The sequence below is a fragment of the Streptococcus cristatus genome, from assembly GCF_003943535.1.
Classification (GTDB): domain Bacteria; phylum Bacillota; class Bacilli; order Lactobacillales; family Streptococcaceae; genus Streptococcus; species Streptococcus cristatus_L.
On sequence record NZ_RJPU01000002.1, the window covers coordinates 102,999 to 117,630 of the forward strand.

The 14,632-nt window shown below is 41.2% G+C and carries 16 protein-coding genes; 11 read left to right on the top strand and 5 right to left on the bottom strand.

Annotated features, from left to right (window positions below; all coding sequences use genetic code 11):
• Positions 1-12 precede the first annotated feature (12 nt).
• The 5 genes from D8790_RS03710 to D8790_RS10835 all read right to left on the bottom strand — a co-directional run bounded on the left by D8790_RS03710 (position 13) and on the right by D8790_RS10835 (position 4,302).
• On the bottom strand, positions 13-1,968 hold the full coding sequence (locus tag D8790_RS03710; RefSeq protein WP_032462759.1) for a DNA polymerase: 1,956 nt from the start codon (positions 1,966-1,968) through the stop codon (positions 13-15).
• A 234-nt stretch (positions 1,969-2,202) separates the two neighbouring features.
• Positions 2,203-2,751, bottom strand: coding sequence for a DUF2815 family protein (locus D8790_RS03715; protein ID WP_032462758.1), 549 nt, complete (start codon positions 2,749-2,751; stop codon positions 2,203-2,205).
• Between the two features lie 4 nt (positions 2,752-2,755).
• Positions 2,756-3,877: a DUF2800 domain-containing protein gene (locus D8790_RS03720; RefSeq protein ID WP_032462757.1), complete on the bottom strand. Its 1,122-nt coding sequence runs from the start codon at positions 3,875-3,877 to the stop codon at positions 2,756-2,758.
• Positions 3,870-4,193: a hypothetical protein gene (locus tag D8790_RS03725; RefSeq protein WP_011184700.1), complete on the bottom strand. Its 324-nt coding sequence runs from the start codon at positions 4,191-4,193 to the stop codon at positions 3,870-3,872. Before D8790_RS03725 ends, D8790_RS03720 begins: the two co-directional genes overlap by 8 nt.
• Positions 4,168-4,302: a hypothetical protein gene (locus tag D8790_RS10835; RefSeq protein WP_003053585.1), complete on the bottom strand. Its 135-nt coding sequence runs from the start codon at positions 4,300-4,302 to the stop codon at positions 4,168-4,170. Before D8790_RS10835 ends, D8790_RS03725 begins: the two co-directional genes overlap by 26 nt.
• Before the next feature lie 277 nt (positions 4,303-4,579).
• On the opposite strand from D8790_RS10835, the gene D8790_RS03730 reads away from it, so the two are divergent.
• The 11 genes from D8790_RS03730 (at position 4,580) to D8790_RS03780 (ending at position 14,584) form a co-directional block, all read left to right on the top strand.
• Complete coding sequence (locus tag D8790_RS03730; RefSeq protein WP_011184699.1) at positions 4,580-6,865, top strand: phage/plasmid primase, P4 family; 2,286 nt, start codon at positions 4,580-4,582, stop codon at positions 6,863-6,865.
• Between the two features lie 284 nt (positions 6,866-7,149).
• Positions 7,150-7,431, top strand: coding sequence for a VRR-NUC domain-containing protein (locus tag D8790_RS03735; protein ID WP_003084768.1), 282 nt, complete (start codon positions 7,150-7,152; stop codon positions 7,429-7,431).
• The gene (locus D8790_RS03740; protein ID WP_011184697.1) at positions 7,412-8,788 is read left to right on the top strand and encodes an SNF2-related protein; all 1,377 of its coding nucleotides are present in this window, start codon (positions 7,412-7,414) and stop codon (positions 8,786-8,788) included. The genes D8790_RS03735 and D8790_RS03740 overlap by 20 nt, the downstream gene beginning before the upstream one ends.
• Positions 8,781-9,284 (top strand): hypothetical protein, encoded by a 504-nt coding sequence (locus tag D8790_RS03745; RefSeq protein ID WP_011184696.1) that lies wholly within the window; start codon positions 8,781-8,783, stop codon positions 9,282-9,284. The genes D8790_RS03740 and D8790_RS03745 overlap by 8 nt, the downstream gene beginning before the upstream one ends.
• Positions 9,285-9,469: 185 nt before the next feature.
• Positions 9,470-9,697: a DUF7678 domain-containing protein gene (locus tag D8790_RS03750; RefSeq protein ID WP_032462756.1), complete on the top strand. Its 228-nt coding sequence runs from the start codon at positions 9,470-9,472 to the stop codon at positions 9,695-9,697.
• Positions 9,698-9,785: 88 nt separating this feature from the next.
• Entirely contained in the window at positions 9,786-9,968 is a 183-nt protein-coding gene (locus D8790_RS03755; RefSeq protein ID WP_024388637.1) for a DUF6900 domain-containing protein, read from the top strand.
• A gap of 47 nt (positions 9,969-10,015) precedes the next feature.
• Entirely contained in the window at positions 10,016-11,053 is a 1,038-nt protein-coding gene (gene metK, locus D8790_RS03760; RefSeq protein ID WP_032462755.1) for a methionine adenosyltransferase, read from the top strand.
• Position 11,054: 1 nt separating this feature from the next.
• Positions 11,055-11,420: an HNH endonuclease gene (locus D8790_RS03765; protein WP_032462754.1), complete on the top strand. Its 366-nt coding sequence runs from the start codon at positions 11,055-11,057 to the stop codon at positions 11,418-11,420.
• 280 nt (positions 11,421-11,700) lie between these two features.
• On the top strand, positions 11,701-12,072 hold the full coding sequence (locus tag D8790_RS03770; protein WP_125387640.1) for a helix-turn-helix domain-containing protein: 372 nt from the start codon (positions 11,701-11,703) through the stop codon (positions 12,070-12,072).
• Between the two features lie 14 nt (positions 12,073-12,086).
• Positions 12,087-13,319, top strand: coding sequence for a site-specific DNA-methyltransferase (locus D8790_RS03775; RefSeq protein WP_011184692.1), 1,233 nt, complete (start codon positions 12,087-12,089; stop codon positions 13,317-13,319).
• Positions 13,316-14,584 (top strand): DNA cytosine methyltransferase, encoded by a 1,269-nt coding sequence (locus D8790_RS03780; RefSeq protein ID WP_011184691.1) that lies wholly within the window; start codon positions 13,316-13,318, stop codon positions 14,582-14,584. The genes D8790_RS03775 and D8790_RS03780 overlap by 4 nt, the downstream gene beginning before the upstream one ends.
• Positions 14,585-14,632: the final 48 nt, after the last annotated feature.

A 14,632-nucleotide genomic window follows, 5' to 3' on the forward strand; every position in this document is an offset into this window, starting at 1 on the left:
GGCGATTTTTTGCTAGTCTTTTTGATAGAAAAAGCATTCATATCCATCAGCCCTAAGATTAATATCAGACAACCAGTCAGGTGCTATCCCCATTAATGATGCAACTTCATCAAGTTTTTGTTCAATTGGACATTCGATTATTACTTCATCGTGGACATGGCCTACAATCTTGAAATCATTTAGTTGCTTCATAGAGAACGCAAGTATGTCTCTACTGATAGCTTGAACAATGTTCTCTACAAATTTTGGACCGTAGCTTTCTAACCTCTCCCAACGTTTGGCAGTTCCAGTTCCTTCGTAAGTGACGGACTCTCCACCGAACTGGTTCTCGCCAATTCTTGGTTTGATATACGCTAGTTTGCGACCAGAAGGAAGGGTGATGAACAATATACCACTTTTGACTTCAAATTGAATATTTTGAGTAGATGTTGGAAGTAGTTCCTTTACAGCAGTCTTTACAGCATTATCGACATCCCACCAATAGAGAACGATATTCGGATTTGCTTGTCGCCATGAGTTAACAAGTGGTTGGAGTTCTTCCTCTGATAGTCCCATATCAAGTGCTCCCATGGCTTTCAATGCACCGACTGAACCACCATAGCCGCAAGCAAGCTCTGCAATTTTTCCTTTTTGCCTGAGTTCAGAATTTTGTCCATGTTTTTCAACTGGTACTCCAAACATCTGAGAAGCGGACATACAGTAGATGTCTTTCCCTTGTTCAAATACTTTACTGCGCCATCTCTCTCCTGCCAGGTGGGAGAGTACACGAGCTTCGATAGCTGAAAAGTCGCAAACAATGAATTTCTTTCCTTTACTAGGGACAAAGGCTGTTCGGATAAGTTGAGATAAGGTATCTTGTGTGTCGTAGAGTAGCTCAGTAGATTCTAAGTCACCTGTTCTGAAAAGTTCTCTAGCTTCCTTTAGGTCAGGAAGATGGTTCTGTGGTAAATTCTGAAGTTGTACCAAGCGACCAGCCCAACGACCTGTACGATTAGCCCCGAAAAATTGAAACATTCCTCTTGCTCGACCGTCTTTACAAACACAGTTCATCATAGCCTGGTATTTGGAGACACTTGATTTGGCAGCTTGCTGACGAAGTTTGAGAACTTGAGCAGTTGTTTCATCAACCGTTTTGAGTAATTCTTTCACAGCTTTTTTGTCTAGAGAATCTGTTGCTACTCCGTGTTCTCGCAACCAACTAATCATCTGCAGAACAGAGTTGGGTTTTTCAAGACCCGTTAATGTTTTTAACTCTGCTTGAATTTTGGCTTTGCTCTCTCCGTCTATTTTTAAAGCAGCTTTTACAAAGTCAACATCTATGCCAATACCGCGGTCGTTGATAATCTGATCCTGGTGGTACTCATTCCAAACAAAGCTAGGTACTGGGAAGTTTTTCACCCGTTCCTTGATGGCCAATTCGACCTCAACATCACGTCTGTTGTAGTCGATAAATGTAGACCACTTGTTAGGTGCGTGATGAGGAAAGTTACGAATTCGTCCCCCATTGACTTTGGTTGGCTTACAAGGCAAGCAGAAGTAGCGAATAAGGTCAGCCCCCTCTCTCATCTTTTGGTCTTTGAGTTTGAGAACTGTTCCAACTCCTTCAAGGGAGAGTGGAAGTCCTAAATAGGCGGACCAAATCATGCTACATCGCCACGAAACTGGGGAGAGAAATCCATCTGATAAGAATTCAGGATGATGTTTCTTGAGCCAGTTGGATAGGCAAATTCGCTCAAATGAAGCGTTGAATGCCCATTTGATGACTCTATCTTCTACTAAAGCTTCAAGAATATCTTGTGGTAACTTCTCTTTATTAAAGTCGTAAACAGTCACTGGTCCATTATCGACAGAAACTGCAATTAAAAGGAGTTCAAAACTGTCATCTTCCGCATAGCGATAGACACCAGATTTTCGTAGGTCAATTTCGCAATAGGTTTCAATGTCGATGCTAAGTTCTTTAATCGGCATAGTTTGTCCTTTCTGAAAAAGGTGACAGAAGTACTGCCACCTAAAGTTCTATTTGTTTTTTCGACTGAGTGGTGTTTGGCTAAGTTTTTCTTTGTTTTGCTTTGCCTTTCGTTCCACTTCATTTCGAATGTCATCTCTAATGGTCATATACCCGAAGTATAGACCGATAAGCACCCAGAGACCCATAATTGTACAAGTTAAAATCGTATACATCATCTACCAAATTCTCCATTTCTAGTTCAAAAAGTCATCATCGTCTTCTGTCGCAAAATCATCTTCGGCACGAGTGCGTCCTCCGAGGGGTTCACCATCACGCAATTTTTGCAAGTTATTCAAACCGCAAGCAATCCCTTTATTGCCATTAGAATTAAATGCGTAGAAGGTGATAGAAGCACGACCATAGATACCTGAGTATAGCTCAGACGTATCGATAATTTCTTGGCGGTTGCCATCAACCACACCAGGTTTGTGTGGCGAGTTGGCATTTACGAAGTAGGCATTTTTGTATGCTTCATCATCAGGGCGTTCAAGGTCACCATCTCGTAGGGGAGTTTTCAGAGTAGATAATGCAGGTACTGATTTGCCATTGCCTTTGAGCTTTGACTCACCTTCTTTATATGCTTGCTCAATAGCAGCCTTGATTTTGTTAATGGTGGCAGTATCCTCTTTTGGGATGATGAGTGAGGCACTGTACTTGGGAGTGCTACCATTTATAGATTTTGGCTCGTTGGCATTTAAGTAGCTGAAGCGAGTGTTTGGTCCTGTTATTACTTTGGTTGTCATATAGTTATTCCTCTTTAAATTCATTTTTTGCTAGGTTCATCTCTTGACGGCTATCGTCAATAGGAACGAGTGTCGGTTTTCCACTTGGTTTTATGATAAGACCACCAAGCAGGTCATTAAAAGTTTTCTTGCCAAGTAACTTAGTCATGGCAGTGATAGTGAGCAGTTTCTTCTCATAAGGGTCATAGCCTGCTTCAATCACTGCTTGGCTAACGGCTGACTCATCTGAGAATTTACGAACAGAGCGACCTTCAACCAGTTTGTATCCTGGGATAGGATGTCCATCTGTTGCTTGATTTAAAGCATAAGCTTTGATGTCGTTTGCCCATGAAATCAACAGGTCTAGTTTAGGCAAAATCTCTGCAATGTCCTCGTTGTCAAGGGAAGCTGGATCCGCAAACTCCATCTTGGCTAGTGCCAAATTATCCTCAGCACGTTTGCGACAGACATTCTTGAGTTTACAGAATTGGCAGTGTTTACCAGATTGCATCTCCCCCTCACCCTTGAATGCAAGTTCAGCTTTTGGAGTGAGTACATTTTCAGCCCATTCAAGCAGCTCAGTCTTTTCTATCTTAAAGGTAGAAATGTTATGTTTTCGTGGTTGAAAGATTGTCATGGTAACGTTATCGAAATTATAAAGTCCATCAAACATCTCAAGTGCTCCAAGTGCATAACACATCATTTGAGGGTTGTGGTCTGCATCAACCTGAACACCAAGTCCATGTTTATAATCAATAACCTGAAGACGTCCGTCTGCCACGATGATGCAATCTCCAGTTCCAAAGCCTTCAGGTACCCACTTAGAAAAATCCAGTCGTTGTTCTATAAGAACTGTAGGGTCACGAGAGTAACCTCTAGCTTTCTCGACTTGTTCCATGACATAGTTGCGATATTCTTCTGCACATTCCTGCATCTCATCGTTGTAGAATGTTAAATCTTCAGTTGGATCACGCGCATTCCTACCCAAGGCTTTCTCGACTAGATAAGCACACAACTCGTGAGCATCCGAACCTTCGATAGCAAAATCAGATGTTGTGTCTGGCAGATCTTCGGTGAGACGAGCAGACGGTGGGCAATTCAACCAACGATGTGATGCAGATGCGGATAGAATGGCGTGGTTAGTCATTACCAATTCCTCCAGCTTCTTCAAGTACTGCCGCAAAGTGTTTTGGGTCAAGTACTGAGAGTGAAGAAGCACCGTAAGCATTTAGAAGAGCACGGACGTCTTCCTTATAGCCATCTTTTGCTTTCGTGGCAAGTACAGCACGGACATCCTCCAATTGAATTTCCTTTTGTGGTTCATTTTTTGGTGGATTTGATTTAGGTGCTGTTTCATCCTCAGTAGTGAGGAGTTTCTTGAACTCATCCACCAAGCGAAGGTAGTACTTTGCGGTTTCTTCCATATCATGAATCAGTCTATTCAGTTCTTTCATTTTGCTCATTGTTTTCTTCCTCCATAATTTTTCTAGCGAGTAGTTTTGAGATGACGCTGATGGCGATGAGAGTATCTGCTACATCATCATCAGGTTCGATGTATGGTTCGTTTACCATATTTGGTCCTCCTATCTTACTAAGTAAGGTTTCGAATGATTTTTCCGTTTTGTAAGGAATATTTTTATCCCTTACATCTTACTAAGTAGATCTAAGAGGTGTTTTTCCGCTTCTCACTATAATTTTTTGAACATAAAAAAGTTTCCTGTGCATTTAATAGGAAACTTTTACTTTTCTAAAAAAAATTTCGGAAGTGCGGAAAATCATCTCTGTTTCTTACTTAGTAAGGTAGGAAGCAAGTTTCCTAATTTAAAAACTAAAGACGGAGGCATATCAAATGAAATTTACCCTATCTCATTCTGGACAGACAGGAATACAAACAACTACGGTCTATCCAAATATGGTAACTATCACTGATAAAGCTATCTTACAAAACGTAGCTCAATTCGACCATGTGGCAGGTCTTTTTGTCCAAAATACTCGCTCCAATGCCAACTTTATCAAGTCAGATGTGTTAGTCATGGATATTGATAATGATCACACAGAAAATCCTGATGAATGGCTTACCGAAGAATTCCTTAAAGACGTCTTTGCGGATTATAACTTCGCTTTGGTGACGAGCCGTAGTCACATGCAGACTAAGGCAGGAAAAGCACCTAGACCCAAGTTTCATATCTACTTCCAAATTAATGAGGTAACAGATAAAGACATCTATGTAGCAATGAAGGAAGAACTCTGTAATCAATACAAGTTTTTTGATGATCATGCCAAGGATGCGGCACGATTCTTCTTTGGAAATCCAAATGCACAGGTTATATGGCATGATTCATGGCTAACTATTGATGAAGATTTGTTTCAAGTTGTTTCTATTGAAGATGAGGAAGATTTCGATGCAGACTTCTATACTCCTCCAAGTGGACCAATCCAGCAAGGGAGTCGTAATTCAACGATGTCAGTTTTTGCTGCGAAAATTCTCAAACGGTTAGGCGTGACCCAAGAAGCTAGGGATGGTTTTGATGAGCAGGCACAGAAATGTGTACCGCCACTTGACAAAGCTGAGTTAGATACCATTTGGGGGAGCGCGGTCCGATTCTACAACAGAACTATAAAAACATCAAAAAGTTATGTGGCTCCCGATGCTTTCAATCGAGAAACTTTAAAACCAGATGATTACTCAGATGTAGGCGAGGCTGGTGTGCTTGCTAGAGAATATGCTAATAAGCTGGCCTACACCAACGCAACTGACTATCTTTACTATGACGGAACTCACTGGCGTGAGAATAAGCAGTTGGCACTAGGTGCAGTTGTACACTTTACTGATGAGCAACTTGCTGAAGCGATTGCACTCTTGGAATCTGCGGATAAGCAACTTCAGTCTTCAGGTATTGATGAATTAACCATAAAGGCTGGAGGAAAGCGTCTAGAAAATGCAGTCGAAACTCCACTTCAATTGAAATATTTAAAAGCTTATCTTGCAGCTAAAGAGTTTCATAAATTTGTTATGAAACATCGTGACTATAAGAATTTGATGGCTGTCTATAATACAGCTAAACCAATTCTTTCAGTAGAATTGTCAGAATTAGATAGTGATGACTTATTACTCAATACCCCAGAGGCTACCTATGATTTACGAAAGGGAATAAATGGGCAACAAGAACACAATCCTGAAGATTACATAACAAAAATTACCGCAGTCTCCCCTAGTGATCAGGGAATGGGATTATGGCAGGAAACTTTAGCTACCTTTTTCTGTAATGACCAAGAATTAATTGATTATGTTCAAGAAATTATTGGTATGGCAGCTATCGGTAAGGTCTATCAGGAACACATGATTATTGCCTACGGAGGCGGAGCGAACGGCAAGTCTACTTTTTGGAATACCATTGCTCGTGTGCTAGGTAGCTATTCAGGTAAATTATCTGCGGATGCCTTAACTATGTCAAACAAGCGAAATGTCAGTCCTGAGCTTGCTGAGCTTAAAGGGAAACGACTGGTCATTGCTTCTGAGATGGCTGAGGGTATGCGACTCAATACAGCCGTTGTGAAGCAGATTACTTCAACTGATGAGATTCAAGCAGAGAAGAAGTACAAGGATCCATTCCACTTCGTGCCCTCACACACGCTAGTTCTTTACACCAACCATCTGCCTAAAGTAGGGGCGAACGATGATGGAACTTGGCGACGTTTGGTTGTTATTCCCTTTAATGCCAAAATAACTGGTCGCTCTGACATCAAAAACTTTGCGGACCATTTGTATGACAATGCAGCACCAGCCATCATGTCTTGGATTATCGAAGGTGCAGAAAAAGCCATCAAAGCGAACTTCAAAACAAATGTACCAACTGCCGTTTCATCTTCCGTCAAAGCCTATCGTGAAGCAAATGATTGGTTAGGACACTTCCTTGGTGACTGTTGTCAAGTTGGCGACCAGTTGTCAGAAAAATCAGGAGAACTATACAGTCAGTATCGTGCCTATTGCGCCAAAAACATGGAGTATACACGCAGTACAACCGATTTTTATTCTGCACTTGAGCAGGCAGGGTTTAAACGAAAACGGACAAGTAAAGGGAACCACATTCTTGGTTTGAAATTGGTAGAGGATGGTTATGATTTCTTAGATTAATGACCAGCATTTTTAGTCAACAGATCTCCACAATAGAGGTATTTGATTATTTTAGGTGTGTAAGTCGTTGACTGAAAGGTTGGAACTTATTTTGAATGAGGTTTCAGATAGATGATTAAAACGACCAGCATGAGTGACATTTTTTGATTTTGTGTAGGTCTATTATGGTCTTTTCTAAAACTATCCTATAAGCAAAAATTACTATAAAAAAAGCCTATAAGAGGAGTTTTGGAAATGACTGCACTAGACCTACACACTTCAATTTGACGAAAGGATTTAGAACGATGAGAGAAAAGTACGTTGAGCAAGCTTTGGTGAAGTCTGTGAAAGCTCGAGGAGGTATTTGTCCTAAATGGGTATCGCCCTCTTTTTCTGGTGTTCCAGATCGTTTGGTGTTTTTACCCAAGGGCAAGTTTGGCTTGGTGGAAGTAAAGGCTCCCGACCAGAAGCCAAGGAAGTTACAAGTGTCAAGACATAAACTGTTCGAGCGGTTAGGCTTTAAGGTTTATGTCATTGACCGCATTGAGATGATTGGAGAAGTGTTAGATGAAATTGACATTACATAACTATCAGGTAGTCGCTAAGGACTTCATCATAGGTCACCCTTATGCAGCAGTCATCCTAGACATGGGGATGGGGAAGACGGCTACAACCTTGTCTGCAGTAAATGAGCTGATGTTTGACCGATTTGAGGTTACTAAGGTTTTGGTTATTGCCCCACTGCGAGTCGCAAATACTGTCTGGAGTGACGAGATTGAGCAATGGTCTGAGTTGCGTAACTTACGGTATTCGAAAATAGTTGGTACTCCCAAGCAACGAAAAGTAGCCCTTCAGAAAGATGCGGATATCTATATCGTAAATCGTGAAAACCTACCTTGGCTGGTGGAACAATGCAGTCCGTATTTCAAGTGGGACATGGTTGTAATTGATGAATTGAGTTCTTTCAAGTCATGGCAGTCCAAGCGTTTCAAAGCCTTCATGACTATGCGACCTTACATGAAGCGAGTGGTTGGACTAACAGGAACACCAAGCTCGAATGGACTGATGGACTTGTTCGCAGAGTTTAAAGTCATTGACGGAGGAGAACGTCTTGGTCGCTTCATCGGTGAGTTTCGTAGTCGCTACTTTGAAGAAGGTCGTCGCAATGGAAACATTGTCTATGAATACATCCCCATGGATTATGCGGAGTGTCAAATTCAAGACAAGATTAGTGATATTACCATTTCTATGAAAGCCCTAGATTATCTGGATATGCCCGAATTAATTTCAACTAAGAAACTGGTGCGTATGTCAGAAAAGGAAAAAGAAAAATACATTCAGTTTAAGAAAGAGTATGTCTTGTCAGAGTTAGACGGATTAGAAGTAACTGCCGCAAATGCTGCAAGCCTAATGAACAAGTTAGTTCAGTTATCCAATGGAGCTGTATATTCTGATGATCATACGGTTGTGCCACTTCATGAACAAAAACTAGATGCCCTTGAAGATATCCTCGAATCCGCAAATGGAGAACCTGTCTTAGTTGCCTATTGGTTCAAACATGACTTGGCTCGGATTACGGGTCGTTTAGAAAAACTCAAGGTAACGAGTCGGGTGTTGAAAACAGAAGAAGATATTCGTGAATGGAATAAGGGCAATGTACCAGTTGGCTTAATTCATCCAGCTGGAGCAGGTCATGGGTTGAACCTCCAAAAAGGTGGTCACCACTTGGTCTGGTTTGGATTAACGTGGTCTTTGGAATTATACCAACAAACCAATGCACGACTTTGGCGTCAAGGCCAGGAGGCTGAGACAGTTGTTATTCAACACATTGTGACTGAAGGAACGATTGATGAGGAAATCCTCAAGGCACTAGGAAACAAAGATGCACAACAAGAACGGCTGATTGAAGCTGTTAAAGCACAAGTAGGAGGAACAGATGGATAAGGTGGAATATATAGCTAAAAACTATCGTGACATGAAAATGAAGTTACATTTAGTTCAGGAGAAATTGCTCAACTATCGACCTATCTCAGAGAATAGTGTGATTCAGTCACTGGTATTTGAGAAGTCAGAGCATGAAAAGGTCAAGAAAAGTAAAAACCATGGTCGTAGTGAGCTGATTTCTCTTAGTTTTAGAGAAAAACAAGAACAAGAAAATCAAGAGTACCTCAGTAGTTTGCTTAATACCTACTACTGCTTAAAAATGGATCTTTACTACTTTGAGTTCGTTATGGAGCTAATACCTGAGGATTTGAAGCCATTATCCAAGGATTTAATTTACTTAGGCAAGAGTTGGACTGAACTAGAAGAGATTTATGAAATCAGTCATTCAACACTTGCTTATCGTAGGCGTAAGATTCTAAAACAATTACGCAAGTGTTATCGTTGGACTTCAAAAAGTCTTGAACTTAAGGTGGAAGATTATCACATCCCTATCTAGTGATGGTTGAGTGCACTAAATTGGTACTAAATTAGCACTAAATTTGTACTGGTTTAGTACTGATTTTCAACCTAGACATGTGATATACTTAAGATGTCAAAAAAGATAAAAATCTCCCTCAAATGACTGGATATTCTTTGGCTGATAGGGTAATATAAACCTAGAAAAACCAAAGGAGAATAACCATGTGGACTGACGGACGGATTGATTATCAGGGACAAAAAGTGGATTACATTGCCAAGGTTAGTCCCCAACCTTCAGAAGTTGGAATTGACCTTGGATGTATTTTCAAATTAGATATTGAAGTAGCTGAAGAAACAATCGTTTCTTACGACAGAGGATGGGAACTCTATCCTGAAACAGAAGAACGTGAAGCCATTCTTGAGGCGGTTTTGATGGTTTTAACTGTTTAAAATATCTTTAAATTTATGCAGAAATGACTGGATATATCTCCTTTTTAGAGTTAATATGTACACAACAAAAGAAGAGGAGAACAATACCATGACAAAGCGTCAACAAGAAAAACTCAATGCCCTTTTAACAGAAATTGCAAAAGAAGAACTTTTTGTAGAAACCTTGGAAAAACGTTGGAGCGACAATCTTGACTTCTACGATGTTTCGGTATGGGGTATCAAAAGAGCATTGGAGAGAGCCTACGAAGCAGGCCAAAAATCAGTAAAATAAAGTAAAGCCTAGCCTCATAAAGGTTGGGCTTTTTGCGTGGAGGAATTATGATTATTTCTAGTGAACAAGTTTCAGTTGGACACCCAGATAAAATCTGTGATCAGATTTCAGATGCCATTTTGACGGAGTGTCTAAAGTATGACAAATCAAGTCGAGTGGCAGTTGAGACTTTAATCAAGGATAACCAAGTTGTGGTAGCTGGTGAAATTTCAACTAGACATTACTTTAATCTCGAGAACATTGTTCGTCAGGTTGTCGAGCCACTTGGTATGAAAAATGTTCGGGTAACTAACCTACTTGGACTCCAAAGCTCAGATATTGCACAAGGAGTAGATAATGGAGGTGCTGGTGATCAAGGAATGATGTTTGGTTATGCGACAGACGAAACACCTGAGTACCTGCCACTTCCTTATGTTCTAGCAACCCGAGTCCTTGAGAAACTGATGTCGCTTGGTCACCCCTTACTTGGAAAGGATGCGAAAGCACAGGTATCCTACGACTATGAGAAGAAACGGATTGATACCTTTTTAGTTTCCATCCAACATACTGAAATAGCCAACCTTGCCAAAGTGAAACGAATTGTGACTGAAGCTATGATGTCAGTAGCACTTCGTTACCGTCAGAATCTAGATTTCAAAGTTCTAGTCAATCCGACCGGACGTTTTGTTCTTGGTGGTTCGTTTGCGGATGCAGGAGTTACTGGTCGAAAAATTGTGGCCGATACCTATGGTGGTTTTGCACATCATGGTGGCGGTGCTTTCTCTGGAAAAGACCCAAGCAAGGTTGACCGCTCAGCAGCATACATGGCACGAAAGATTGCTAAGGATATTGTTCGAGAAGGGTATGCGAAACGATGTGAAGTACAATTAGCCTATGCCATTGGAGTTGCAGAACCTGTGTCGGTATATGTAGAAACCTTTGGAACCAGTCGCTACACCTCAACACAACTGGAAGGAATGATTCGTGAACGCTACGACTTGACCCCACAAGGTATCATTAAGGAACTTCATCTCTTGAATGTAGACTACACCAAAACATCTTGCTTTGGGCATTTCACAAAAGCCTATCTTCCTTGGGAGAAGTAAGATGCCAAGAAGACCAAGCACACCTTGTAAACAAAATGGTTGTCCTAACCTAGTACCTTATGGTCACAAGTATTGTGACAACCATAAAGCAAACTACCAACTGGATACCAAGTCAACCAAAGCCAAAGGATACAATGCCCAATGGAATAAAGCACGACTTCGTTACTTAAAAGTTCAACCACTTTGTGTTCAATGCAAAGTCAAAGGTCGATTGACCAAGGCAACAGTGGTTGACCATATCACACCCCACCGAGGTGACCAAGACCTCTTTTGGAATCAAACCAACTGGCAAGCACTTTGTAAGTCTTGTCATGATAGGAAGACCAAGACGACTGACCGATATGTGGAGTATACGTATCGATTTTAGTCTTGGAGTTTCGTTACAAAAGTATCTAATTTTTAACCCTTTGGGGGAGGGGGGATGAAATCTCTAAACCCTTGGGAGACTAAGACCGACGCCCCCTCAAACGTGAAAAATCGCAAAATTCAAAAGGGGGTACACAAAAATAGATTTTTACTGACCCCAAACATTATCTACGACAAGGTTTTTCATTAAATCTTGTCGTTTATTTTTACCCAAAAACTGGGATAAAAGCTAACTAAAAGAGGTTAAAATGAACGATTTTAAAGCAAAACAAGTGTGGAAAATGAGAAACGAGGGTCTGGGCTATCGCAAAATCGCAAACTTGCTTGACCTCAGTCTGACGGCAGTCAAACGCTACTGCAGTACTAACCCTCATCTAAAGGGTTATGGTCAGGCAGTAGTGGCTATGATTTCTGACGGACAAAGAAATGGACAATTGTGCAAAGAATGTTTGAAACCCATTGAGCAACCTCGTAAAGGGAGAACGAAACAATTCTGCTCAGACAGTTGCCGTCGTAAGAATTGGGTGACGCAACATCCTGAAAAAGCGGATAGCCATGTTTGTGAACTGTGCGGTAAGACCTTCACAGCTTATGGTAGCCCTAGAAGAAAATTTTGTAGCAGAACCTGCGCAAGAACACCACGGAGGACATGATGACGAAAGAAAGTATGACATGGTTAACATTAACAGTTGACCAACTTAATTCAGCTAGTTATAACCCAAGGAAGGCTCTCAAAAAGGGCGACAAGGAATACGAAAAAATCAAACGGTCGATTCAAGAGTTTGGTTATGTCGAACCTATTATTGTCAACTATGATATGACTATCATTGGTGGTCATCAACGACTGACGGTCTTGAAGGACTTGGGCTTTAAAGAAGTACAGTGCGTTCAAGTCCATATTGAAGATGAGAATAAGGTTAAGGCACTGAACGTTGCCCTAAATAAAATCACTGGTAGCTGGAATGAAGAGTTGCTTGCGGATTTGATGTTGGACTTACAAGAAGCTGACTTTGATACAGACCTAACTGGTTTTGAATTCCCAGAAATTGACCAGCTTTTTTCTAAGGTCCATAACAAGGAAGTCAATGAGGATGACTTTGATGTGGATGAAGAACTCAAGAAACCAACTGTTGCTAAACAAGGTGACATTTGGTACTTAGGAAAACATCAAGTCATTTGTGGCGACTCTACCTTGCCAGAAACTTACATCACATTGATGGGGGATAAGAAAGCTAACTTAGTTTTGACAGACCCACCTTATAACGTCAATGTGGAAGAGACAGCAGGTAAAATTAAGAACGACAATATGAGTGACTCTGACTTCTATAAGTTCTTATTTGCTATGTTCGTTAATGTTGAACAGAACATGGAGTCCGATGCCTCTATCTATGTTTTTCATGCTGATACGGAAGGGTATAACTTCCGTAAAGCGTTCAAAGATGCAGGCTTTTACTTGAGTGGATGCTGCATCTGGAAAAAGAACTCACTTGTTCTTGGTCGCAGCCCTTATCAGTGGCAACATGAGCCTTGTCTCTTTGGTTGGAAGAACAAAGGGAAACACCAATGGTTTTCTGACCGCAAACAAACTACCATTTGGGAATACGACCGTCCTAAGTTAAGCAAAGAGCACCCAACCATGAAACCAATTCAATTGATGGCCTATCCCATTCAAAACTCATCCATGCGTGGAACAGTCGTCCTTGATCCATTCCTTGGAAGTGGGTCAACCTTGATCGCTTGTGAAGAAACAGGTCGGATTTGTTATGGTATTGAATTGGATGAGAAGTTTGTGGACGTGATTGTGAAACGTTACTTTGAAGCGACTGGTGACCAATCAATCAAGGTTATGCGAGATGGGAAAGAAATCAAGTATGCGGATTTAGTTGAGGTGTCAGTATGAATCAGTTAACCTTCATTGATTTCTTCGCAGGTATTGGTGGTTTTAGACGTGGACTTGAGCTGGCTGGGATGACCTGCATTGGTTATTGTGAAAAGGATAAATTTGCGGTTAGAAGTTACCAAGCCATGTATGATACGGAAGGAGAATGGTATTCAGATGATATTACAAAACTTAAGCCAAATGACATTCCAAAAGCAGATATATGGACTGCGGGAAGTCCTTGCCAAAATGTGTCTATCGCAGGAAAGCGAGCTGGACTACGAGCTGAAAGAAGTGGACTCTTTTTTACACTCGTTGACCTCCTCAAGAGCCAAAGTGAAGAAGATAAGCCCGAGTGGCTCATCCTTGAGAATGTTAAGGGACTTTTATCAAGTCGCAGAGGAGTCGATTTCCTCGACTATCTCCTTGAACTGGACGAAGCAGGGTACGACCTTGAATGGCAAGTGTTCAATTCCAAAGATTACGGAGTTCCCCAAAACCGAGAACGTGTCTACACTATCGGACATCTTAGAAGCAGAGGTAGACGACAAGTATTACCTCTCCAGCCAGAAAGCAGTGGCAATCTTAAGCAACTTGTAGGAGGTATGCAGTCCTATCGTGTCTATGATACGGACGGTATTTCTACAACTTTAGTTGGCACTGGTGGCGGTGTTGGGGCAAAGACAGGGCTTTACTTGATTGACCAATCTACAACCAAACCAAAGGTAACAGACCAAGCACGGTGCATCACTGCTCGTTACACAGCAGGTTCTACCAAGAGGACAGCCATGAACTCTGGTGTGATGGAAGTACAACCTATTCTAACTCCAGACCGAGTGAACAAACGTCAAAATGGTCGTCGATTAAAAGAGAAAGGTGAGCCTATGTTTACCTTAACTTCTCAAGACAGACACGGAGTTGTAGAAGGAATTAAAGTAAGGAACGGTACAAAGCAAGGGTATCAAGTGGCAGAACTTGGTGACTCTGTTGATTTATCTTATCCAGCATCTCCAACGAAACGAGCAAGAGTAGGTAAGGGCATTGCTCATAACCTCTCTTGCAGTGGTCAAATGGGTGTGGTGGTCTGGAATGGTCGAATGGTTAAAATCAGACGATTAACACCTCGTGAGTGTTTTAGACTTCAAGGTTTCACGGATGACCTCTTTGAGAAAGCTCAAGCCGTAAACTCTGATGCCCAACTCTACAAACAAGCAGGTAATGGTGTAACAGTTACCGTTGTTTATGCGATTGGAAAGGCTATTCTTTCTTGCTTAAATCTTAGATGATTACTGGATAGTGTTTGGTACTAATGGTAATATACAGCTACCAAAAAG

Bases quoted from the DNA above. Each gene is read 5' to 3' on its own strand.
- D8790_RS03710 (WP_032462759.1), bottom strand. From the start codon at position 1,968: ATGCCGATTAAAGAACTTAGCATCGACATTGAAACCTATTGCGAAATT.
- D8790_RS03715 (WP_032462758.1), bottom strand. From the start codon at position 2,751: ATGACAACCAAAGTAATAACAGGACCAAACACTCGCTTCAGCTACTTA.
- D8790_RS03720 (WP_032462757.1), bottom strand. From the start codon at position 3,877: ATGACTAACCACGCCATTCTATCCGCATCTGCATCACATCGTTGGTTG.
- D8790_RS03725 (WP_011184700.1), bottom strand. From the start codon at position 4,193: ATGAGCAAAATGAAAGAACTGAATAGACTGATTCATGATATGGAAGAA.
- D8790_RS10835 (WP_003053585.1), bottom strand. From the start codon at position 4,302: ATGGTAAACGAACCATACATCGAACCTGATGATGATGTAGCAGATACT.
- D8790_RS03730 (WP_011184699.1), top strand. From the start codon at position 4,580: ATGAAATTTACCCTATCTCATTCTGGACAGACAGGAATACAAACAACT.
- D8790_RS03735 (WP_003084768.1), top strand. From the start codon at position 7,150: ATGAGAGAAAAGTACGTTGAGCAAGCTTTGGTGAAGTCTGTGAAAGCT.
- D8790_RS03740 (WP_011184697.1), top strand. From the start codon at position 7,412: ATGAAATTGACATTACATAACTATCAGGTAGTCGCTAAGGACTTCATC.
- D8790_RS03745 (WP_011184696.1), top strand. From the start codon at position 8,781: ATGGATAAGGTGGAATATATAGCTAAAAACTATCGTGACATGAAAATG.
- D8790_RS03750 (WP_032462756.1), top strand. From the start codon at position 9,470: ATGTGGACTGACGGACGGATTGATTATCAGGGACAAAAAGTGGATTAC.
- D8790_RS03755 (WP_024388637.1), top strand. From the start codon at position 9,786: ATGACAAAGCGTCAACAAGAAAAACTCAATGCCCTTTTAACAGAAATT.
- metK (WP_032462755.1), top strand. From the start codon at position 10,016: ATGATTATTTCTAGTGAACAAGTTTCAGTTGGACACCCAGATAAAATC.
- D8790_RS03765 (WP_032462754.1), top strand. From the start codon at position 11,055: ATGCCAAGAAGACCAAGCACACCTTGTAAACAAAATGGTTGTCCTAAC.
- D8790_RS03770 (WP_125387640.1), top strand. From the start codon at position 11,701: ATGAGAAACGAGGGTCTGGGCTATCGCAAAATCGCAAACTTGCTTGAC.
- D8790_RS03775 (WP_011184692.1), top strand. From the start codon at position 12,087: ATGACATGGTTAACATTAACAGTTGACCAACTTAATTCAGCTAGTTAT.
- D8790_RS03780 (WP_011184691.1), top strand. From the start codon at position 13,316: ATGAATCAGTTAACCTTCATTGATTTCTTCGCAGGTATTGGTGGTTTT.